The sequence below is a fragment of the Microbacterium sp. SORGH_AS_0505 genome, from assembly GCF_030818715.1.
In the GTDB taxonomy this organism is placed as follows: Bacteria; Actinomycetota; Actinomycetes; order Actinomycetales; family Microbacteriaceae; genus Microbacterium.
This window is the reverse complement of the sequence record NZ_JAUTAT010000001.1, coordinates 2,555,677-2,574,967: the sequence shown is the minus strand read 5'-3', so window position 1 is coordinate 2,574,967 and position 19,291 is coordinate 2,555,677. Positions and strand designations below refer to the sequence as shown.

At 69.8% G+C, this 19,291-nt stretch carries 19 protein-coding genes and 1 tRNA gene; 13 read left to right on the top strand and 7 right to left on the bottom strand.

Going from position 1 to position 19,291, the window contains the following annotated elements; all coding sequences use genetic code 11:
* Nucleotides 1-106: 106 nt before the first annotated feature.
* The 4 genes from QE428_RS12740 to QE428_RS12725 are packed head-to-tail and all read left to right on the top strand — an operon-like array spanning nt 107 to nt 4,229.
* A complete protein-coding gene (locus QE428_RS12740) occupies nt 107-889 on the top strand; it encodes a DeoR/GlpR family DNA-binding transcription regulator (RefSeq protein WP_133399709.1) in 783 nt (260 codons plus the stop codon).
* A complete protein-coding gene (locus QE428_RS12735; RefSeq protein WP_307469849.1) occupies nt 886-1,869 on the top strand; it encodes a 1-phosphofructokinase family hexose kinase in 984 nt (327 codons plus the stop codon). The genes QE428_RS12740 and QE428_RS12735 overlap by 4 nt, the downstream gene beginning before the upstream one ends.
* On the top strand, nt 1,862-3,925 hold the full coding sequence (locus tag QE428_RS12730; RefSeq protein WP_307469846.1) for a fructose-specific PTS transporter subunit EIIC: 2,064 nt from the start codon (nt 1,862-1,864) through the stop codon (nt 3,923-3,925). The genes QE428_RS12735 and QE428_RS12730 overlap by 8 nt, the downstream gene beginning before the upstream one ends.
* A gap of 34 nt (nt 3,926-3,959) precedes the next feature.
* Entirely contained in the window at nt 3,960-4,229 is a 270-nt protein-coding gene (locus QE428_RS12725) for an HPr family phosphocarrier protein (protein ID WP_018188079.1), read from the top strand.
* Between the two features lie 72 nt (nt 4,230-4,301).
* Here QE428_RS12725 and QE428_RS12720 read toward each other — a convergent pair whose 3' ends face one another.
* Nucleotides 4,302-4,940, bottom strand: coding sequence for an MBL fold metallo-hydrolase (locus QE428_RS12720; protein ID WP_307469843.1), 639 nt, complete (start codon nt 4,938-4,940; stop codon nt 4,302-4,304).
* A gap of 114 nt (nt 4,941-5,054) precedes the next feature.
* Between QE428_RS12720 and QE428_RS12715 the strand changes: the two genes are divergently transcribed.
* Nucleotides 5,055-5,127: transfer RNA gene (locus QE428_RS12715), tRNA-Glu, on the top strand.
* A gap of 57 nt (nt 5,128-5,184) precedes the next feature.
* Here the strand turns inward: QE428_RS12715 and QE428_RS12710 are convergent.
* Nucleotides 5,185-6,246 (bottom strand): DUF4349 domain-containing protein, encoded by a 1,062-nt coding sequence (locus tag QE428_RS12710; protein ID WP_307469840.1) that lies wholly within the window; start codon nt 6,244-6,246, stop codon nt 5,185-5,187.
* Nucleotides 6,243-6,803 carry an RNA polymerase sigma factor gene (locus tag QE428_RS12705; RefSeq protein ID WP_133399704.1) on the bottom strand — a complete coding sequence of 187 codons (561 nt, stop codon included), beginning with the start codon at nt 6,801-6,803 and terminating at the stop codon, nt 6,243-6,245. Before QE428_RS12705 ends, QE428_RS12710 begins: the two co-directional genes overlap by 4 nt.
* A gap of 104 nt (nt 6,804-6,907) precedes the next feature.
* Here QE428_RS12705 and QE428_RS12700 point away from each other — a divergent pair, with 104 nt between their 5' ends.
* Nucleotides 6,908-8,002, top strand: a complete 1,095-nt coding sequence (locus QE428_RS12700) for a TerC family protein (protein WP_307469834.1) — start codon at nt 6,908-6,910, stop codon at nt 8,000-8,002.
* Between the two features lie 9 nt (nt 8,003-8,011).
* Here QE428_RS12700 and QE428_RS12695 read toward each other — a convergent pair whose 3' ends face one another.
* Nucleotides 8,012-9,322: an LLM class flavin-dependent oxidoreductase gene (locus QE428_RS12695; RefSeq protein WP_307469831.1), complete on the bottom strand. Its 1,311-nt coding sequence runs from the start codon at nt 9,320-9,322 to the stop codon at nt 8,012-8,014.
* Nucleotides 9,319-10,638: an O-acetylhomoserine aminocarboxypropyltransferase/cysteine synthase family protein gene (locus QE428_RS12690; RefSeq protein ID WP_307469826.1), complete on the bottom strand. Its 1,320-nt coding sequence runs from the start codon at nt 10,636-10,638 to the stop codon at nt 9,319-9,321. The genes QE428_RS12695 and QE428_RS12690 overlap by 4 nt, the downstream gene beginning before the upstream one ends.
* A gap of 223 nt (nt 10,639-10,861) precedes the next feature.
* Between QE428_RS12690 and leuC the strand changes: the two genes are divergently transcribed.
* The 6 genes from leuC (at nt 10,862) to QE428_RS12660 (ending at nt 17,217) form a co-directional block, all read left to right on the top strand.
* A complete protein-coding gene (leuC, locus tag QE428_RS12685; protein WP_307469822.1) occupies nt 10,862-12,304 on the top strand; it encodes a 3-isopropylmalate dehydratase large subunit in 1,443 nt (480 codons plus the stop codon).
* A gap of 1 nt (nt 12,305) precedes the next feature.
* Nucleotides 12,306-12,902 (top strand): 3-isopropylmalate dehydratase small subunit, encoded by a 597-nt coding sequence (gene leuD, locus QE428_RS12680; RefSeq protein ID WP_091354030.1) that lies wholly within the window; start codon nt 12,306-12,308, stop codon nt 12,900-12,902.
* Nucleotides 12,903-12,968: 66 nt separating this feature from the next.
* Complete coding sequence (gene murA, locus QE428_RS12675; RefSeq protein WP_133399699.1) at nt 12,969-14,333, top strand: UDP-N-acetylglucosamine 1-carboxyvinyltransferase; 1,365 nt, start codon at nt 12,969-12,971, stop codon at nt 14,331-14,333.
* Complete coding sequence (locus QE428_RS12670; RefSeq protein WP_307469819.1) at nt 14,330-15,100, top strand: 1-acyl-sn-glycerol-3-phosphate acyltransferase; 771 nt, start codon at nt 14,330-14,332, stop codon at nt 15,098-15,100. Before murA ends, QE428_RS12670 begins: the two co-directional genes overlap by 4 nt.
* Entirely contained in the window at nt 15,090-16,238 is a 1,149-nt protein-coding gene (locus QE428_RS12665; protein WP_091354015.1) for an NAD(P)H-dependent glycerol-3-phosphate dehydrogenase, read from the top strand. The genes QE428_RS12670 and QE428_RS12665 overlap by 11 nt, the downstream gene beginning before the upstream one ends.
* Entirely contained in the window at nt 16,138-17,217 is a 1,080-nt protein-coding gene (locus QE428_RS12660; RefSeq protein ID WP_091354010.1) for a D-alanine--D-alanine ligase family protein, read from the top strand. The genes QE428_RS12665 and QE428_RS12660 overlap by 101 nt, the downstream gene beginning before the upstream one ends.
* A gap of 6 nt (nt 17,218-17,223) precedes the next feature.
* Here QE428_RS12660 and QE428_RS12655 read toward each other — a convergent pair whose 3' ends face one another.
* Nucleotides 17,224-17,700 (bottom strand): DUF3515 family protein, encoded by a 477-nt coding sequence (locus tag QE428_RS12655; RefSeq protein ID WP_091354006.1) that lies wholly within the window; start codon nt 17,698-17,700, stop codon nt 17,224-17,226.
* 22 nt (nt 17,701-17,722) lie between these two features.
* Between QE428_RS12655 and thiL the strand changes: the two genes are divergently transcribed.
* Nucleotides 17,723-18,694 (top strand): thiamine-phosphate kinase, encoded by a 972-nt coding sequence (thiL, locus tag QE428_RS12650; RefSeq protein WP_307469810.1) that lies wholly within the window; start codon nt 17,723-17,725, stop codon nt 18,692-18,694.
* On the opposite strand, the gene rsmD is transcribed toward thiL, so the two are convergent.
* Complete coding sequence (gene rsmD / locus QE428_RS12645; protein ID WP_091353999.1) at nt 18,664-19,272, bottom strand: 16S rRNA (guanine(966)-N(2))-methyltransferase RsmD; 609 nt, start codon at nt 19,270-19,272, stop codon at nt 18,664-18,666. The two genes, thiL and rsmD, sit on opposite strands and share 31 nt — an antisense overlap.
* Nucleotides 19,273-19,291: the final 19 nt, after the last annotated feature.

The window sequence follows — 19,291 nt, the reverse complement described above, 5'->3', positions numbered from 1 at the left end:
CACGCGACGACGCCCCCGGTCCAGAACCGGGGGCGTCGTCCGTTATCGCATTCTTGTTTCATGTTGGTATCTGTTGTATCGTGTGGACTTGTTCGAGGAGGACCACATGTACGCGACGGAGCGCCAGCAGCAGATCGAGCAGCTGATCGTCAGCGACGGCCGCGTCGCCGTCATGGACCTCGCCGACCGCTTCAGCGTCACGACCGAGACCGTCCGCCGCGACCTCGCCGCCCTCGAACGGGCCGGCATCGTCCGCCGCGTCCACGGGGGAGCGGTCCACCGTGCCCGCGCCAGCACCGCGGAGGCGTCCGTCGCCGAGCGCGCCTCGCAGCGCAGCGGCTCCAAGCAGGCGATCGCCCGTGCGGCGGTCGACCTCCTCGGCTCGGAACTCGACGGTGCCCTGTACCTGGATGCCGGGACCACGACCGGTGCCATCGCACAGCTCCTGGTGACCGGTCCCCATCCCGCCGGCGACCTCGAGGTCGTGACCCATTCGATGTCGGTCGCTCACACACTGGCCGGCGCGCAGGGAATCGGGCTGACCGCGATCGGCGGGCGTGTCCGGGGGCTGACCGCCGCGGCCGTCGGCGCGCAGACCGTGGAGGCGATCGCCCGCCTGCGACCGGACATCGCCTTCATCGGCACGAACGGCGTCGCCGCGGGCTTCGGCCTCAGCACCCCCGATCCCGATGAGGCGGCCGTCAAGCGCGCGATCGTCGCGTCCGCACGCCGGGTCGTCGTGGTCGCCGACGGCGACAAATTCGATGCGGAGCTCCTGGTCTCCTTCGCCTCGCTGTCGGACGTCGACGTGCTCCTGACCGATACGACGCCCGGAAGGATCCTCGCGGAAGCTCTCCGCGAGGCCGATGTGGAGGTCCAGCTCGCATGATCGTCACGCTGACCACGAACCCCTCGCTCGATCGCACCATCTCGGTCGGCGAGCCGCTGCGAGTCGGCGAAGTGCAGGCGGCGCTCGGTGCACGCGAGGATGCGGGTGGGAAGGGCATCAACGTCGCGCGGGTCGTTGCGGCGGCATCCCGTCCCGCTCTCGCGGTCCTGCCGCTCGATGCCGCCGACCCCTTCGCCGTGTCGTTGGCGGCCACCGGCATCCCCGCCCGGATCGTCCCGCATGACGGTGCCACCCGCGCCAACGTCACGATCGCCGACGAGGCGGGCACCACGACGAAGCTCAACCTGCCGGGTGCGGCGTTCACCGAAGCGGATGCCGCGGCCCTCACCGCCGCGGTCGTCGCCGCGACGGAGGGCGCCTCCTGGCTCGTCCTCGCCGGCTCGCTCGCCCCGGGATTGCCGGACGACTACTACGTCACCGTCATCGAGGCTGTCCGTTCGGCGTGGGGCACCGCGGCCCCTCGCATCGCCGTCGACACCTCCGGCCCGGCGCTCGCGGCCGCCGTCGCCTCGGGTCGCCCGGATCTCATCAAGCCGAACGACGAGGAACTGGCCGAGCTCGCCGGGCGGGACCTCGACACCACGGTAGGCCTCGCCGATGCCGTCGCCGCGATCGCCGCGGACCTCGTGCCTGCGCGGGTCGGCACCGCACTCGTGACCCTCGGCGGCGAGGGCGCGGTCCTCGTGACCGGCGACGGGTCCTGGCACGGCTCGCCGCCCCCGACGCGCGTCCGGAGCACCGTCGGCGCGGGGGACAGCTCGCTCGCCGGGTATCTCCTCGCCGAGACGATCGGCGCCGACCCCGCAGAGCGCCTGCGCTCCGGCATCCGCTACGGATCCGCCGCCGCTGCCTTGCCCGGTACGCAACCCCCGACCCCGAACGACCTGTCGACCGGCGAGGTGCCGGTCCGACGACTCCTGCAGCAGGAAAACCCGACCACTGGAGGTCACCGTGACTGAGATCATCACCGCGGAACTCGTCAGTATCGACGAGCCGCTCGGCGCCGACAAGCGCGCCGTCATCGACGCACTCGCGCACCGCGTCGCCGCGCAGGGGAGGGCCACCGACGGTGCCCGCCTGGCCGACGACGCGTGGGCCCGCGAGGAGAAGGACGAGACCGGGCTTCCCGGCGGCATCGCCATCCCGCACGCCAAGAGCGCCGCGGTGACGCAGGCGTCGCTCGCCTTCGCTCGGCTGAACCCCGGCGTCGACTTCGGTGCCGAGGACGGTGGGGCGGACCTCGTCTTCCTCATCGCCGCCCCCGACACCGCGGCCGAGGAGCACCTCGCCGTGCTGTCCAAGCTCGCGCGCAGCCTCATGCGCGATGACTTCACCTCGGGACTCCGTGCGGCCACGAGCGCCGACGAGATCGTCGCCATCGTCCGTGACGCGATCTCCGATGCGCCCGCCGCCGCAGAAGCGCCCACGTCCCGCGCCGAGGCGCGCGCGGCGGCGCCGTCCGCGCCCGCCGTCGACGACGAACTCCTGATCGACGGCCGTCCCGCACGCATCGTCGCGGTCACCGCGTGCGCCACCGGGATCGCCCACACCTTCATGGCCGCCGATGCGCTCACCGCGACCGGCAAGAAGGACGGCGTCGACCTCACGGTCGAGCCGCAGGGCTCGAGCGGCTACAAGGCCATCGACCAGCGGGTCATCGACGAGGCCGACGCGGTCATCTTCGCCGTCGACGTCGACGTCCGCGAGCAGGCCCGGTTCGCCGGCAAGCCCGTCGTCCGCTCCGGTGTGAAGCGCGGTATCGAGCAGCCCGCTCAGATGGTGCGCGAAGCCGTCGCCGCCGCGAAGAACCCGAATGCGGCCCGCGTTCCGGCCGCGTCGGGCGCCGCGACGGCGGGTGACGCCGCGCCGAACTCTCTCGGGGGCGCGATTCGTCGAGCACTGCTCACGGGTGTGAGCTACATGATCCCGTTCGTGGCCGGCGGCGGTCTCCTGATCGCGCTCGGGTTCGCCCTCGCCGGGTACGAGATCGCGAACACCGCCGACGGGAACACCGTCAACAACGCGATCTTCACGCTGCAGAACTTCACCCTCTGGAACCTGCCGCCCGAAGGACTCGTCTACTATCTCGGCGCCGCGGCATTCCAGATCGGACAGTTGTCGTTCGCCTTCCTGGTCCCCGCCCTCGCCGGTTACATCGCCTACGGTTTGGCTGACCGTCCGGGCATCGCCCCCGGTTTCGTCGCCGGTGCCGCGGCCACCTTCATGGGTGCGGGCTTCATCGGCGCCATCGTCGGTGGTCTGCTCGCCGGTCTCGCCGCGTGGTGGCTCAACCGCCTGTCCGTCCCGCGCTGGTTGCGCGGCCTCATGCCGGTCGTCATCATCCCGCTGCTGGGCTCGATCTTCGCGTCGGGGTTGCTGCTGTTCGTCTTCGGCGGTCCGATCGCCGCACTCACGAAGCTTCTCAACGACTGGCTGTCCGGACTCTCCGGCGCCGGCGTCATCCTGCTCGGCGTCATCCTCGGGCTCATGATGTGCTTCGACCTCGGTGGGCCGCTCAACAAGGTCGCCTACGGCTTCGCCACGGCGAACCTCGCGCAGGGCATCGCCGGCGACGAGCGCTACCTCCAGATCATGGCGGCTGTCATGGCGGCGGGCATGGTGCCGCCCCTCGCCATGGCGCTCGCGTCCACCGTCCTCGGCCGGAAGCTCTTCACTGCCCCCGAGCGCGAGAACGGCAAGGCCGCCTGGCTGCTCGGTGCCGCCTTCATCTCCGAGGGCGCCATCCCGTTCGCGGCGGCCGACGTGTTCCGCGTCATCCCCGCCGCCATGCTCGGCGGTGCAGTGACCGGTGCGCTGTCGATGTTCTTCGGGATCACCTCGCGCGCCCCGCACGGCGGCGTCTTCGTGTTCTTCGCCATCGACAACTTCTGGCTGTGGTTGCTGTCCATCGCGATCGGCACCGTCGTCAGCGCAGTCTCGGTCGTTCTGCTCAAGCGCTACGCCCGCCGTCGTCCCGTCGAGGTCGATGCGCCTGCCGTGGCCGTCACGGCATAGTCTCGTCGTACCGACTCAAGGAGGAAGAACCACCATGGCCGAACGGACCGCAACCGTCGCGAGCAGCTCTGGACTGCACGCCCGCCCCGCAAAGCTCTTCGTGCAGGCGGTCAAGGAGACGGGTGTGCCCGTCACGATCGCCGTTCCCGGCGGTCCCGATCAGAACGCCGGCAGCATCCTCACCCTCATGGGTCTGGGCGCGACGCAGGGCACTGTCGTGACGCTCAAGGCCGAGGGCGAGGGCGCCGATGAGGCGCTCGACAAGCTCGTCGCCTTCATCGAGACGGACCACGACGCCGAGTGAGTCTCGACCCCCACGAATGATGGATGCCGCGGAGCGAAAGCCCCGCGGCATCCGTCATTCAGTCGTGTCCGATCAGAGGTCGGCCGACTCTCCCGGTTCGAGTTCGAGGAACTCGCCGCCGTTCTGCTCGGTCGCCCACTTGAGGCGGTCGCGGTGCATCGCGAGCCCGGCGCGCGACAGCGTCATGTCGTGGGTGCCGAACGCGCGGCGGGGCTTCACGGCGAGGACGTAGTCGATCGCCTCGCCGATCTTCAGCCAGGGCGCTCCGACGGGCGCGGCGAGAAGCCCGACGTCGACGCCCTCGGGGACGGCGTACGAGTCGCCGGGGTAGTAGAACTCGTCATTGACGAGCACGCCGAGGTTGTCGATGACCGGGATCGATTCATGGATCACGGAGTGCGTCCCGCCGAAGAACCGCATCCGGAACGGACCGATCTCCACCTCGTCCCCGACTGCCACCGTCGTGACGTCGTAGTCGGATGCCGCGGCCGCCACCCCAGCCGGCCCGAACACCGGCACCGTGGGCGCCTGCGATCGGATCGCGTCGAGCTGGGCGGGAGTCCAGTGATCGGGGTGCTCGTGGGTGAGGACGACACCGACCAGGTTGCCCAGATCGTCGAGGGGGAGGGTGAACGAACCCGGATCGATGAGAAGGGTCTTCCCCTCGCTGTCGAGGCGGAGGCAGGCATGTTCGTGCTTCGTAACGCGCATGCATCCAGTCAACTCAGGACGCGCGGTCATTGGCAAGGGCGCGCCGATTTTGCACGACTGTGAACGTCGTGCATAATTGAACGGTTGCCTCCGCAGGGAGGGAACGAAAAGTACGGCCCCATCGTATAGCGGCCTAGTACGCCGCCCTCTCACGGCGGTAACGCGGGTTCGAATCCCGCTGGGGTCACACAGATGACGAAACCCCCGACCATCAGGTCGGGGGTTTCGTCGTTGCGGCGCTGCGTCACGACTCTTCGGTCGTGGCCCTCGCGCGCCGGTTCCGTCGTGCGCGCCGTGCCGCGCGCACGATGACGATGACGACGGCGGCGACCCCGAGCCAGGGGAGGAGGAATCCCAGCCCGATCACGACGCCGTTGAGGGTCACGAGGAGGGCGTTCCACCCGGTGGCGAGACCGTCACCGAAACCTTCCGGTTCGGCGGCCACCGACTGGCCGGGTCGAGAGATCGTGATCGTCGCGCTCGACAGCGCGACGTCGTCTGAGAAAGCCTTCTCCTGGGCCCGCAGCGAATCGAGCTCGGCCTGGCGTTGCGCCAGGGCGTCCTCAGCCGCGAGGACGTCCGCCGTGGTCGCGGCATCCGAGATCAGTACCCGAAGGCGCTCCGCGGACGTCTCGAGCGACGCGATCCGGGCGCGCAGATCCGTCGTCTCGGCGGTGACGTCGTCCCGCGAGATGTCGGTCGCGCCGACGGTGCCGAGCTCGTCGAGGTCGCGCAGGAACTCCGCGAGGCCCGACGCCGGGACGCGCACGGTGATGCGGGCGTCGTCTGATCGCGTCGTGTTTCCCGTCGTCGCGTCGCTGACGTTCAGGGATTCCACGTAACCTCCCGACGCCTGGGCCCTCGCCGCGATCTCATCTGCGGCGTTTGAGGGGTCCTCGGCCTCGAGGCGGGCTTCGGCACGCGCGATCACGGCTCTCTCGCCGACGGAGGTCGTCGCTGCGTCGGAATCCTCGAAGTCCTGGCTGCCGCCGTTCACCTGCGTGCCGCCGCTCATCTCGCCGCCTCCGTCGTCGGGGCGTGTCATCGACTCCCCGGAGGCGGCACCGTCAGCCAGGGACCCGGCAGAGCCGATACCGGTACCGTTCGCGAGAACCGGACCGATGAAGCCGGCGACCACGATGACGGCCGCCGCCGCTCCGGCGTACGCCCACCCGCGCCGACGCCGACGGCCCGGTGCCTCCCGAGCCGGGCGCGAGGAATCGGCGATCTCGGCGAAGAGCGCCCGCTCGATCTCGTCCTGCCGGGTCCGGGTGAGGGTAGGGAGGTCGATGTCCTCCGGAGTCATGATCCCTCCGTTCCCAGGGCGGTCCGCAACCGGGTACGGACCCGCGAGAGGCGGTTGCGGACGACGGCGTGCGAGATGCCCAACTCCTCGGCCGCAGCGGCGTAGGCGTACCCTTCCGTGGCGCAGAGCCGGAAGATCTGCTGATCGAGGGCCGAGAGCGTTCCGAGCTCCGCGACGACGCGCTCGGCGAGCGCGGAACCGATGACCTGATCCTCGACATCGACGGTCGCGGGGATCGTCTCGTCCGCCGCGGCATCGGTGTTCACGCGGTCGCGCCGCTGTCGCCGCATCCTGTTCGCGCTCTGGAACCGGCAGATCGTGACGAGCCAGGGTAGAAGCGAGTCGCTGACGAGATCGAGCGTCGGCAGGCGCCGCCACGCGACCAGGAAGGTCTCCTGCATGACGTCCTCCGCATCCGATGTGTCTCCGAGGAGGCCGTGGGCGAGCCAGTAGACCGGTCGCGCGTACGCGCGATAGAGCTCGCGGAAGGCCTGCTGGTCGCCGCTCGCCGCGGCTGCCACCAGGTCCGCGTCACTCTTCGCGAGCGGGTCGGCCATGGCATCCTCGTTCGTTCTGTCGCTGGGGGAGTGTCGCCACTGCGGGGATCGTCTCAGACATCTCGAAAGGTACTCTTAGGGTCGCCCCCGCATGAAAGGCCCCCATGGAGCTCCCCCTCTGGTTCGAGGTCGGCTCGCTCGTCGGTCTGACGCTCATCCTCGTCGCCGACCTGCTGTTGATCATCAAGCGCCCGCACGTCCCGTCGACGAAGGAATCCACCCTCTGGGTCGTGTTCTACGTGGCGCTCGCCCTGCTGTTCGCGCTGCTGATGCTCGTCGTCACGAACGGGGAGTACGCGGGGCAGTTCGTCGCGGGATGGCTGACCGAGTACAGCCTCTCCATCGACAACCTGTTCGTGTTCGTCCTGATCATGAGCCAGTTCTCGGTGCCCCGCGCGGCGCAGCAGAAGGTGCTGATGGTCGGCATCATCATCGCGCTGATCCTCCGAGGTATCTTCATCCTCCTCGGCGCGGCCATCATCGAGCAGTTCAGCTGGGTCTTCTACATCTTCGGCGCCTTCCTCATCTACACCGCCTGGAAGCAGGCTTTCGACGGTGACGACGAGGAGGACGAGGAGAAGAAGGAGAGCTTCCTGGTCCGCCTGCTCCGTCGCCGCATGAAGGTCAGCGAGGAGTACGACGGCGCGAAGGTGCGCACCGTCGTCGACGGCAAGAAGGTCTTCACGCCGATGATCATCGTGTTCGCGGCACTCGGCATGACCGACCTGCTGTTCGCGATCGACTCGATCCCGGCGATCTTCGGCATCACCCAGAGCGCCTTCATCGTCTTCACGGCGAACATCTTCGCGCTCATGGGGCTCCGCCAGCTCTACTTCCTCCTCGGAGGGCTGCTGGACCGGCTCAAATACCTCCACTTCGGCATCGCGTTCATCCTCGCCTTCATCGGCGTGAAGCTCGTCCTCCACGCCCTGCACGAGAACGAGCTCCCCTTCATCAACGGCGGCGAGCACGTCGAGTGGGCGCCGGAGATCTCGACATGGGTGTCGCTCGGTGTCATCGTCGGGTCGATGGCCGTCGCGACGGTCGCCAGCCTCGTCGCCGCGCGCCGCGAGGGACTGCGGGAGCCGCTGCCGGCGACGGGTCCCACTCCGGTCCGCCACGCGGAGGACGTCGCCGAACAGCAGGGCACGCCCCGCACGGTCGACCCGCACCCGTCGGACGGCGACACGTCGCGCTGAGAGCAGTCGTCAGAACGGTCGGAGGTTCTTTCGCAGCGTGTCGTCGTACTCGCGGCGGAGGATGCCGCGGCGTCGCAGGATCGGCACCAGCTCGTCCAGCGTGCGGTGCACGGTGACGGGGTGCAGGTCGCCCCACAGGAGCACGCCGTCGTTGCCCCACGTGCCGTACTCCTCGATGCGGTCGGCCAGCTCGCCGGCGGTTCCCACCCAGCCGGACCCGTCTCGGAGGCGGCCGAGCCGAGCGTGCGCGGCGAGGATCGTGCGCAAGGGCGCATCCTCGTCGTGATCCCCGACGAGACGGCGGATGCTGCCGTGCGAGACGTGCTCGCCGAAGATCCCTCGGTCGACGGGGCGGTCCAGGTCGAGTGCGGTCAGGTCGGTCTCGAGGTCGCTCGATTGGCGCTCGGCGATCGCCTGCAGTGTCCTGTCGTCGGGATGCTGCGACGCGGCCACCAGCCTGTCGGCCTCCTCCGGTGAGGAGACGACGACCGGCTGGATGGCGAACAGGATCGTGATGTCGTCGGGCGAGCGTCCGGCCGCGGTCGCCGCGTCGTGGATGCGACCACGGTAGGCCCGCACCGAGTCCTCGGTCATCGGCGCGAGCGCGAGTTGCACGTCGGAGTTCGTCCCGGCGAAGCCGAGACCGCGCGTCGACCCGCCCGGCGAGACGATGACGGGCTCGCCCTGGACGAAGGGGATCGCGTTCAGCGGCCCGTCGAAGGAGTAGTACTCGCCCCGGTGCACGGTTGGCTCCAGCAGCGAGCCGTCCGCGTAGCGACCCGCGGCGGGGTCTGCGATCAGGGCACCCTCGGGCCAGCTGCGCCACAGCGCGGTGACCGCCGACATCCATTCCTCGGCGCGGTCGTACGCGGCGTCGTGACCGAGCTGGGGCGCCGTTCCGAAATGGCGCGCGCTGCCTGTGTCGGTGACGACGTTGAGGCCGAGCCGATGCCCGCTGAGGTGCTGCAGCGTCGCGAACTGGCGGGCAGCGGTGTACGGCAGGGTCGCGGCCGGGTTGACGGTGGGGACGATCCCGATGTGCTCGGTGGCCGCGAAGAGGTACGGCGCGAGCAGGAGGGGGTCGAGCTTCGGCCCGCCGAAGGCATGCCGCACGCGCAGGTCGATCGTCGCGGCCGAGCCGAGCGAGGGTGCGTCCTCGATGATGAGCAGGTCGAATCCGGCCTGTTCGAGGGTGCGGGCCGCCTGCTGGTAGAGCGCGGGCGAGGTCCAGTCGTAGTCCCAGTCGAGGTACGGACGGCCCCAGCCGTGCGGTCCGAATCCGCGGGCGAGGAACCAGCCGAAGTGCTGCGGACGGCTCACGCCACGACCGCCACATCGGGTTCGGCGACGGATGCCGCGGCCTGCAGTCCTCGCGCGAGGTCGCCGATGAGGTCATCGACGTCCTCGATGCCGACCGACAGTCGGACCGTCCCCGGGTGGACGCCGTGCTGCGTCCGCTGCTCCGGTGACCGGCGTGCGTGGCTCGTCGTCGCCGGGTGGAGCACGAGCGAGCGGACATCTCCCAGGTGGGTCATGTGGGTGATGACCGAGAGCTCCTCTATGAACGCCCGCGCCGCGGCCAGACCGCCGTATAGGGTCACAGCGAAGACGGAGCCGTATCCGCCGCGCAGATACGTCCGCGCGAGGTGATGGCCGGGATGCGTCGGCAGGCCGGCGTAGTCGACCGCTGCGACGTCGGGGCGGGCATCGAGCCAGCGTGCCACGGCAAGCGCGTTCTCGGACTGACGCTGTACGCGGAGGCTGAGCGTCTCGATGCCTTGACCCACGAAGAACGCCGTCAGCGGGGACGGCGTCGGCCCGTACCGCGGGGCGACGCGCTCTCGGAGGTGAGCGATCCGCGCGCGCCCCGCGTGGCGTTCCCACGGGCTGGGGGAGCCGTCGGGACCACGCCGCGCGAGCTGGGGGAACAGTCGGCCCGCACGCGTGCCGTCGAACCGACCGTCGTCGACGATGACTCCGCCCAGGACGGATCCGTGGCCCGACAGGAACTTGCTCGCCGAGTGCACGACGATCGCGGCTCCGTGCTCGAGAGGACGCAGGAGGTAGGGAGTCGCGAACGTGTTGTCGACGATCAGCGGGATGCCGGCGGCCTCGCCCACGGCGGCGATGGCCGCGACGTCCAGGACGTCGTTCCGTGCGTTCGCGATCGACTCGCCGAACAGCACGCGGGTCTCGGGCCGGATCGCTCGACGCCAGGCATCCGGATCCGCGATGTCGTCGACGAACGTCGTCTCGATGCCGAGGCGCGCGAGGTTGTCGAGGAGGAGCCCGCGCGTGCCTTCGTAGATGTGCGTCGAGCTGACGATGTGCGATCCCGACTCGAGCAGGCCGAGGAGGGCGACGGCGATCGCTGCTTGGCCGGAGGCGACGAGGAGCGCCTCGGCACCGCCCTCGAGGGATGCGAGCTTCCTTTCGACGGCATCGACCGTCGGGTTGCCGGTGCGGGAGTAACCGAACCCATCGCCCGAACCGAAGTGCGCGGCCGCGTCGTCGAAGGAGTCGAACGTGAAACCGGCGGTGAGGTGGATGGGGAGGGCGCGCGGCGTCGCCGGTGCGGCATCCGCCCCGATGTGCACCTGACGCGTCGTGAATCCGCCCGCGGCTCGTTCGGTCATGCGGCTCTCCTGTCCTCAGACCGACACAGTGCCACGGCCCCGCGCGCGGTGATCGTCGTGAGACGCGGTGTTACGGGCAGCGGCCACGCGGGTCCGGCCGTGCCGGTGATAGTCTGGCGCCGTGCGGACCGCTCGACTCCTTATCGGCCGCGACGAGACCTCGTTCTGAGCCCTCTCTCGTCGCGGAGGCTGTCGCGGGCGCCATCCGACATCAGGAGACATCATGAGCACGATTCCCGACCGTCCGCGGACCCTCGCCGAGAAGGTGTGGGACGACCACCTCGTCGTGAAGGGTGAAGGCGGCAGCCCCGACCTCATCTACATCGACCTCCACCTCGTGCACGAGGTGACGAGCCCGCAGGCCTTCGACGGGCTCCGCGCCGAAGGTCGCCCCGTGCGTCGCCTTGACCTCACCATCGCGACCGAGGACCACAACACGCCGACCCTCGAGATCGACAAGCCGATCGCCGACCTCACGAGCCGTACCCAGATCGAGACCCTCCGACGCAACGCCGAGGAGTTCGGCGTCCGCCTGCATTCGCTGGGCGACAAGGAGCAGGGCATCGTCCACGTCGTGGGGCCCCAGCTGGGTCTGACCATGCCGGGCATCACGGTCGTCTGCGGCGATTCGCACACCTCCACGCACGGCGCGTTCGGAGCCATGGCCTTCGGCATCGGCACGAGCGAGGTCGAGCACGTCCTCGCGACGCAGACGCTGCCGCTCAAACCCTTCAAGACGATGGCGATCACCGTCGAGGGGACGCTGAAACCCGGTGTGAGCGCGAAGGACATCATCCTCGCGATCATCGCGAAGATCGGTGCCAACGGCGGTCAGGGCTACGTGCTGGAGTTCCGCGGATCCGCGATCCGCTCCCTTTCGATGGAGGGGCGCATGACGATCTGCAACATGTCCATCGAGGCGGGCGCCCGCGCCGGCATGATCGCCCCCGACGAGACGACGTTCGCGTACGTCCAGGACAAGCCGCACGCCCCTCAGGGCGCCGACTGGGACGACGCAGTCGCCTACTGGCGCACGCTCCCCTCCGACGAGGGAGCGGTCTACGACGCCGAGGTCTTCCTCGACGCCGACGAGCTCGAACCCTTCGTGACGTGGGGGACGAACCCCGGTCAGGGAGTGTCGCTGAGCGGCGTCATCCCGAACCCCGAGCAGATGACCGACCCCAATGAGCGCGCAGCGGCCGAACGCGCCCTCGAGTACATGGACCTCGCTCCGGGGACGGCGCTCAAGGACGTGTCGGTGGATGCCGTCTTCATGGGCTCGTGCACGAACAGCCGCATCGAGGACCTCCGTCAGTTCGCGTCGATCGTGCAGGGCCGGGCGAAGGCCCCGGGCGTTCGGGTGATGGTGGTCCCGGGCTCCGCCCGGGTGCGCCTCGAGGCCGAGGCCGAAGGGCTCGACAAGGTCTTCATCGACTTCGGAGCGGAGTGGCGCTTCGCCGGTTGTTCGATGTGCCTCGGCATGAATCCCGACCAGCTGGCGCCGGGGGAGCGATGCGCCTCGACGAGCAACCGCAACTTCGAGGGCCGGCAGGGCAAGGGCGGTCGCACACACCTCGTGTCGCCTTTGGTCGCCGCCGCGACGGCCGTCCTCGGCCGCCTCGCGAGCCCCAGCGATCTCGACGCAATGACCCTGACGGAGGCCTGACATGGAGAAGTTCACCCGCCACACGGGCGTCGGCGTGCCCCTGAAGCGCTCCGCCGTCGACACGGACCAGATCATCCCCGCCGTCTACCTCAAGCGCGTCACCAAGACGGGATTCGAGGACGCGCTGTTCGCCAACTGGCGCCAGGACCCCGCGTTCATCCTCAATCAGGATGCCTACCGCGACGGTTCCGTCCTCGTCGCGGGCCCTGACTTCGGTACCGGCTCGAGCCGCGAGCACGCGGTCTGGGCGCTCCGCGACTACGGCTTCCGGGTCGTCCTCAGCACGAAGTTCGCGGACATCTTCCGCGGCAACTCGGGCAAGCAGGGCCTGGTCACCGGCGTCGTCACCGAGGACGTCCTCGAGTCGATCTGGGCGGCGCTCGAGGCTGAACCCGGGCGGGAGATCACGGTGGACCTCGAGACACGGACAGTGGAGGTCGGCGACCTCCAGGCCTCCTTCGACATCGACGATTACACTAGGTGGCGGCTTCTCGAAGGGCTCGACGACATCGGGCTCACGCTGCGCAGCGAAGATCAGATCGCGCAGTTCGAGGCGCGCCGCGAGGCGTGGCGGCCACGGACGCTCCCCGTCCGCTGATCGGCCAGCGCCCCGCACAACGGGGCCGGACCACGCTTCCTCGACACCAGTAATGAGGTCCCACCCATGAACACACTTCTCAGCGACTCCGCGTCGACCCCCGCCAGCGGCGGAAACACCGGCCAGACGCTCCGGATCCGCGGCGGTCGACCGCTGCGGGGCCGCGTCGAGGTGAAGGGGGCGAAGAACCTCGCCACCAAGGCGATGGTCGCCGCTCTCCTTGGTGAGACCGCCAGCATCCTGCGAGACGTGCCGGACATCAGCGATGTGCACGTCGTGCGTTCGCTCCTCGAGGTCCACGGCGTCCGCGTCGAGGACCTCGAGGACGGCGTCCTTCGACTCGACCCGAGCGGCGCGGTCTCGGCGCACATGGAGGAGATCGACGCGCACGCGGGAGCGTCCCGCATCCCGATCCTCTTCTGCGGCCCCCTGCTGCACCTGCTGGGTCAGGCGTTCATCCCGGACCTCGGCGGATGCCGCATCGGCGACCGCCCGATCGACTTCCACCTCGACGCGCTCCGCTCGTTCGGTGCCATCGTCGACAAGCTGCCCAGCGGCATCCGTCTCTCGGCACCCGGTGGCTTGCACGGCGCGAACATCGAGCTCCCGTACCCGAGCGTCGGTGCGACCGAGCAGGTGCTGCTCACCGCGGTCCGGGCGAAGGGCACCACCGAGCTCCGGAACGCAGCCATCGAGCCCGAGATAATGGATCTGATCGCCGTCCTGCAGAAGATGGGCGCGATCATCTCCTACGAGCCCAACCGGGTCATCTTCATCGAGGGTGTCGAGTCGCTCCGCGGCTACGACCACCGGGCGATCTTCGACCGCAACGAGGCCGCCTCGTGGGCCGCCGCGGCGCTCGCGACCGACGGTGACATCTTCGTCGGGGGAGCGAAGCAGCAGGAGATGCTGACCTTCCTCAACGTCTTCCGCAAAGTGGGCGGCGACTTCGACATCGCCGAGGACGGCATCCGCTTCCGTCGTGGCGGCGCACTCAAGCCCGTCATGGTCGAGACCGACGTGCACCCCGGCTTCATGACCGACTGGCAGCAGCCGCTCATCGTCGCTCTGACCCAGGCCGAGGGCGAGTCCGTCGTCCACGAGACCGTGTACGAGAACCGTCTCGGCTTCACGCGCGCCCTCGTCCAGATGGGCGCCGACATCGTCGTACACCCCGACGGCATCGCGAGCTCCGAGCGGCGCGTTCCCCGACGCGCGCTTGAGCAGGCGGCCGTCATCAACGGGCCGACTCCGCTCCGGGGCGCCGACGTCGTCGTGCCCGACCTGCGGGGTGGGTACTCGTACGTGATCGCGGCCCTCGCCGCCGAGGGCGAGTCGACCGTCCGCAACATCGGGATCATCCGCCGGGGGTACGAGAAGTTCCTCGAGAAGCTCACGGATCTCGGCGCCGACTTCGACGTCACGGAGTGACCCGGGTGAGCCCGCGTCGTCGCGCGTCGGCGGAGAAGACGCGCCCCAGCGTGTTCTGGCCCGCCGCCATGATCGTCGTCCCGGCCACGGGGTGGTTCGCGAGGATCGAGATCGAGGGCGCGGAGAATCTGCCGCTCGAGGGCGCGTACGTCCTGGCACCGAACCATTACAGCGAGTTCGACCCCGTGATCATCGCGGTCGCGACCTGGCGCATGGGCCGCGCTCCGCGCTTCATGGCGAAGGAGAGCCTCTTCAAGGTCCCCGTACTGGGCGCCCTGCTGCGTGCGACCGGCATGATCCCCGTCGCCCGGGCGTCGAACTCGGCAGCTGCCACGCAGACGCTCGCGCAGTCGAACGCCCTGGTCGCCGCGCAGCGCGGTGTCATCGTCTACCCGGAGGGCTCGCTCACACGCGACCCCGACATGTGGCCGATGCGCGGCAAGACGGGCGCCGTCCGGCTCGCCCTGGCCGCAGGCCGCCCGCTACCGGTGATCCCGGTCGCGACGTGGGGCGTGCAGGAGATCCTGCCGAGGTACGGCCGTCTTCGGCTGTGGCCCCCCCGTCGCCGTGTGCGCGTCCTCGTCGGCCCTCCCGTCGATCTGACCGCCTTCACCGACACGACGCCCGCCACCCTCACCGCCGCGACGGATGCCGTCATGCGCGACATCTCGATCCTCCTGGGCCGCCTTCGAGGCGAGGAGCCTCCTGCAGAGCGATGGAACCCGGCCAAGCACGGGCAGAACGAGACGGGGCGTCTTGACTCCTAGGGAATCGCCGCGCCGCGACGTCGTCGCTCCTCGCGTCGCCGTTCTCGGTTCCGGGAGTTGGGGGACGACCTTCGGCAAGGTCCTCGCAGACGGTGGCGCCGACGTCATGATGTGGGCACGTCGAGCAGAGCTCGCGCACGAGATCCGCGAGGGCAAGCGCAACACGCAGTACCTCCCGGGCATCAACCTGCCCCGCGGGCTGTCGGCGACCCACCATCTCGCGGAGGCGCTCGACGGTGCGACCCAGGTCTACATCGCGATCTCGAGCCAGGCACTGCGGCAGAACCTGAAGGGCGTCCGCCCGTTGCTCGGCGACAGCGACGCTCCGATCGTCTCCCTCATGAAGGGCGTGGAGAAGAAGACCGGGCTCCGCATGAGTCAGGTGCTCGAAGAAGAGCTCCGCTGCGACCCCGCCCGCATCGCCGTCGCCTCGGGGCCCAACCTCGCCCTGGAGATCGCGCGCCAGCAGCCCACGGCCGCAGTCATCTCGTCCTCCAGCCAGGAGACCGCTGAAGCCGTCGCCCGCGTCGCGCGCAACGGCTACTTCCGCACCTTCGTCAACACCGACGTGATCGGCACCGAGTTCGGCGGTGTGCTGAAGAACCTCATCGCCGTCGCGATCGGGATCGTCGACGGGGTGGGCTACGGCGAGAACACGAAGGCGTCGATCATCACTCGCGGTCTCGTGGAGATGACGGACTTCGCCGTCGCGCAGGGCGCTCAGCCCGAGACGCTGCAGGGACTCGCCGGTCTCGGCGACCTGATCGCGACGTGCCAGTCGCCCCTGAGCCGCAACAACACCGCCGGCCGCCTGCTCGGACAGGGATACAGCTTCACCGAGGTCGTGAAGCAGATGGACCAGACGGCCGAAGGCCTCGCCTCCGTCGCTCCCGTCCTTCAGCTGGCGCGGGCAGCCGGCATCCAGATGCCCATCGTCGAGCAGGTCAAGATGGTGCTCGACGGCACGATGAACCCCCGTGACATCGCTCCGCACCTGACGACGGATGACGATGAGCCCACGGAGGAGAGGACTCAGAATGGTTCAGGCGGTAGTGGTTCTGCTCTTCGGCGGGCGTTCCAGCGAGCACTCGATCAGTTCCGCCACGGCGGGCGGGGTGCTGCGCGCGATCGATCGTGAGCGCTACCGGGTCATCCCCGTCGGCATCACCCGCGACGGCGCTTTCGTCCTCGAGGAGGACGACCCCGACAAGTTCGCGCTGAACCCCGAGCGGCTTCCCGAGGTCGTCGACAACGGCACCCGCATCGTCTGGCCGGATTCCACGGCGACACGCACCCTCTCGGTCCGTCGTCCCGATGGGACCGTTGAAGATCTCGGCGACATCGATGTGGTCTTCCCCATCCTCCACGGCCGCTTCGGGGAGGACGGCACCGTCCAGGGCTTCCTCGAGCTCCTCGACCTGCCCTACGTCGGAGCGGGGCTCCTCATGTCGGCGATCGGCATGGACAAACACACGACCAAGAGCGTCCTGCGCGCCGCCGGCGTCCCCGTGGTCCCGTGGGTGACGGTGACGCGTGCGGCACTGGAGCGCGACGACGACCTGTGGCGTCGCCGCATCCGCGCCCTCGGTCTGCCGGTCTTCGTGAAACCCGCTCGTGCGGGATCGAGCGTGGGGGTGTCGAAGGTGTCCGAATGGAGCGAGTTGGATGCCGCCCTCGACACCGCCTTCGATGAGGACACGAGCGTTCTCGTCGAGCAGGCTGTGTCGGGTCGCGAGGTGGAGTGCGGCGTCCTGCAGGGCCGCGACGGAGCGGAGCCCCGTGTCAGCGTCGCGGGCGAGATCGTCGTCAGCGGTCGGGACTTCTACGACTTCGAGGCGAAGTACCTCGGTGCCCCGGGTATCGATCTCGTCTGCCCTGCGGAGCTGCACGACGGCGAACTCCGCGAGATGCAGCGCATCGCCGCCCAGGCGTTCGAGGCGGTCGGCGGACAGGGGCTCTCCCGTGTCGACTTCTTCTACACGGGATCCGAGTTCTTCGTGAACGAGGTGAACACCATGCCCGGTTTCACGCCGATCTCGATGTTCCCGACGTGCTGGATCCAGAGCGGCCTCAGCTACCCGGACCTCATCACGGAACTGGTCGAACTCGCGCGCTGATCCCGGTCAGGGCTGCGTCTCGGTCGGCGCGACGCACTTCGCTGTCGTCTCGAACCGCTTCGTGATGAGTCGGCTGAGGGCGGAGACGGGACCGCTCGACGAGACGACGTCGTAGTCCAGGATGAGCTCCGCGGCGGGCACCCGGCCGTATGTGGTGATCCGGTAGAGCGGCGCCTTCGAGTCGTCGACGACCCAGTCGACGCCGTCGACGGTGAAGCACGGCAGAGTGGTCGGTCCGAGCGGCTGCACGCCGCAGGCGAACTGCACCGTCGTCGGCTCGCCCCACGCCGCGGTCGACTGCGCATCGGTCCACCGCCGCTGCTGGTCCTCGAGGACGTCCGGCAGCCGGACCATGACCTGCGCGCAGCGCGGATCCTCGGCCTGCGGAGGGGTGTCGACGGCGACCGTCCCGGAGCACCCGGACAGGACGGCCGTTCCCGCCACGAGCAAGGCGAGCGCAGCGGACGAGCGGGTTCGGGGCATCGTTCCAGGCTACCGTGGACGCATGGGTGAGCTCCGTGTGCGCGACGTGTCCGAGAGGGAGCTGCTGGCCCGGATCCTTCGCGTGCTCGGCCCGGCATCGCGTGCCGAGGTCGGCCCCGGCGACGACGCAGCCGTCCTCGCGATCCCCGGCGGCCGGGTCGTCGCCACGACCGACACGCTCGTCCATGGGCCCGACTTCCGGCTCGCCTGGACGTCCCCGTACGACCTCGGATTCAAATCGGCTGCGGTGAACGTCGCCGACGTCGCCGCGATGGGGGCGCGGCCGACGGCGCTCCTCGTCGCCCTCGCGCTCCCGGACTCGCTTCCCGCCGCGTTCGTCGATGCGCTCGCCACCGGCTTCCGCGACGCCCTCGCGGAGCTCTCACCGGGCTGCGCCGTCGAAGGGGGCGACCTCACCGTGTCCGAGACGCTCACGGTCGCCGTCACCGCCCTCGGCGTCCTCGACGGGGTGGAGCCGGTCCGCCGGTCCGGGGCGCGTCCCGGCGACGAGGTCGCCGTCGCGGGCGAGCTGGGTGCGGCGGCTCGAGGCTTGCGCATCCTTTTCGACCGGTTCCGGGATGCCGACGGCATCCCTCTTCCCATCGATGACGATGTGCTGTCGGTCGCCGATCGCCACGACCTCGAGGCCCAGTTGCGGCCGCGGCCGCCCGTCGAGCTCGGCGTGGTTGCCGCCCGCGCGGGCGCGACGGCGCTCATGGACGTCTCCGACGGTCTCCTCCTCGACGCATCGCGGATCGCGGACGCGTCGGGGGTGACGATCTCGATCGACGCCGGTCTCGACGACGATGCCCTCACGGGCGGGGAGGACCACGCGCTTCTCGCGTGTTTCCCGGCGGGATCCACGCCGCTCGGCTTCGACGTCATCGGACATGTCCGTGAGCGGTCGGAAGCCGCCGTCCTCGTTGACGGCGTGGTTCCGTCGGCCCGGGGCGGGTGGGACCCCTACGTCGATTGGGACTCGGCGCTCGGGTGAGGAGCGGCCCCGGTGTCCGCGGGGCTGAGCCACCAGAGCGTCGTGTCGCCGTACTTCTTCGCGCGCTCCGCCACCAGGCCGGCGGGCACATCGGGTTCGCCGGACCGTGTGGCGCGCTCGACGACGACCACCGCGGAAGCGGTGAGTCGAGGGGTGAGGAGCGCGAGGGTCGCCGAGACCTCGGCATCCGTCATGTCGTACGGCGGGTCCACGAACACGAGGTCGAACGACGAACCGCCGCTCCGGAGGAATGCGTCTGCGGCGGACCGGTGCACCGTCAGCCGTCGTCCCGGAAGGCTCCGCGCGACGGAGCGGACGTTCCGTTCGACGACGGATGCCGCGCGCGGCGCGCGCTCGACGAGGTCGGCCGACGCCGCGCCGCGACTGACGGCCTCGAGGCCGAGCGCGCCGGAACCCGCGAAGAGGTCCAGGACGGCCGCACCGTCGACGAGGCCGGCGGACTCCAGCGCGCCGAACAGCGATTCGCGCACACGTTCGCTCGTCGGTCGCGTGCCCGCGCTCGGCACGGCCAGCGGGAGCGACCCGGCGTCACCGGCGATGATCCTCGTCACCCCCACACGATATCCGCGTCGGCGC

Bases quoted from the DNA above. Each gene is read 5' to 3' on its own strand.
- QE428_RS12740 (WP_133399709.1), top strand. From the start codon at position 107: ATGTACGCGACGGAGCGCCAGCAGCAGATCGAGCAGCTGATCGTCAGC.
- QE428_RS12735 (WP_307469849.1), top strand. From the start codon at position 886: ATGATCGTCACGCTGACCACGAACCCCTCGCTCGATCGCACCATCTCG.
- QE428_RS12725 (WP_018188079.1), top strand. From the start codon at position 3,960: ATGGCCGAACGGACCGCAACCGTCGCGAGCAGCTCTGGACTGCACGCC.
- QE428_RS12720 (WP_307469843.1), bottom strand. From the start codon at position 4,940: ATGCGCGTTACGAAGCACGAACATGCCTGCCTCCGCCTCGACAGCGAG.
- QE428_RS12710 (WP_307469840.1), bottom strand. From the start codon at position 6,246: ATGACTCCGGAGGACATCGACCTCCCTACCCTCACCCGGACCCGGCAG.
- QE428_RS12705 (WP_133399704.1), bottom strand. From the start codon at position 6,803: ATGGCCGACCCGCTCGCGAAGAGTGACGCGGACCTGGTGGCAGCCGCG.
- QE428_RS12700 (WP_307469834.1), top strand. From the start codon at position 6,908: ATGGAGCTCCCCCTCTGGTTCGAGGTCGGCTCGCTCGTCGGTCTGACG.
- QE428_RS12690 (WP_307469826.1), bottom strand. From the start codon at position 10,638: ATGACCGAACGAGCCGCGGGCGGATTCACGACGCGTCAGGTGCACATC.
- leuC (WP_307469822.1), top strand. From the start codon at position 10,862: ATGAGCACGATTCCCGACCGTCCGCGGACCCTCGCCGAGAAGGTGTGG.
- leuD (WP_091354030.1), top strand. From the start codon at position 12,306: ATGGAGAAGTTCACCCGCCACACGGGCGTCGGCGTGCCCCTGAAGCGC.
- murA (WP_133399699.1), top strand. From the start codon at position 12,969: ATGAACACACTTCTCAGCGACTCCGCGTCGACCCCCGCCAGCGGCGGA.
- QE428_RS12660 (WP_091354010.1), top strand. From the start codon at position 16,138: ATGGTTCAGGCGGTAGTGGTTCTGCTCTTCGGCGGGCGTTCCAGCGAG.
- QE428_RS12655 (WP_091354006.1), bottom strand. From the start codon at position 17,700: ATGCCCCGAACCCGCTCGTCCGCTGCGCTCGCCTTGCTCGTGGCGGGA.
- thiL (WP_307469810.1), top strand. From the start codon at position 17,723: ATGGGTGAGCTCCGTGTGCGCGACGTGTCCGAGAGGGAGCTGCTGGCC.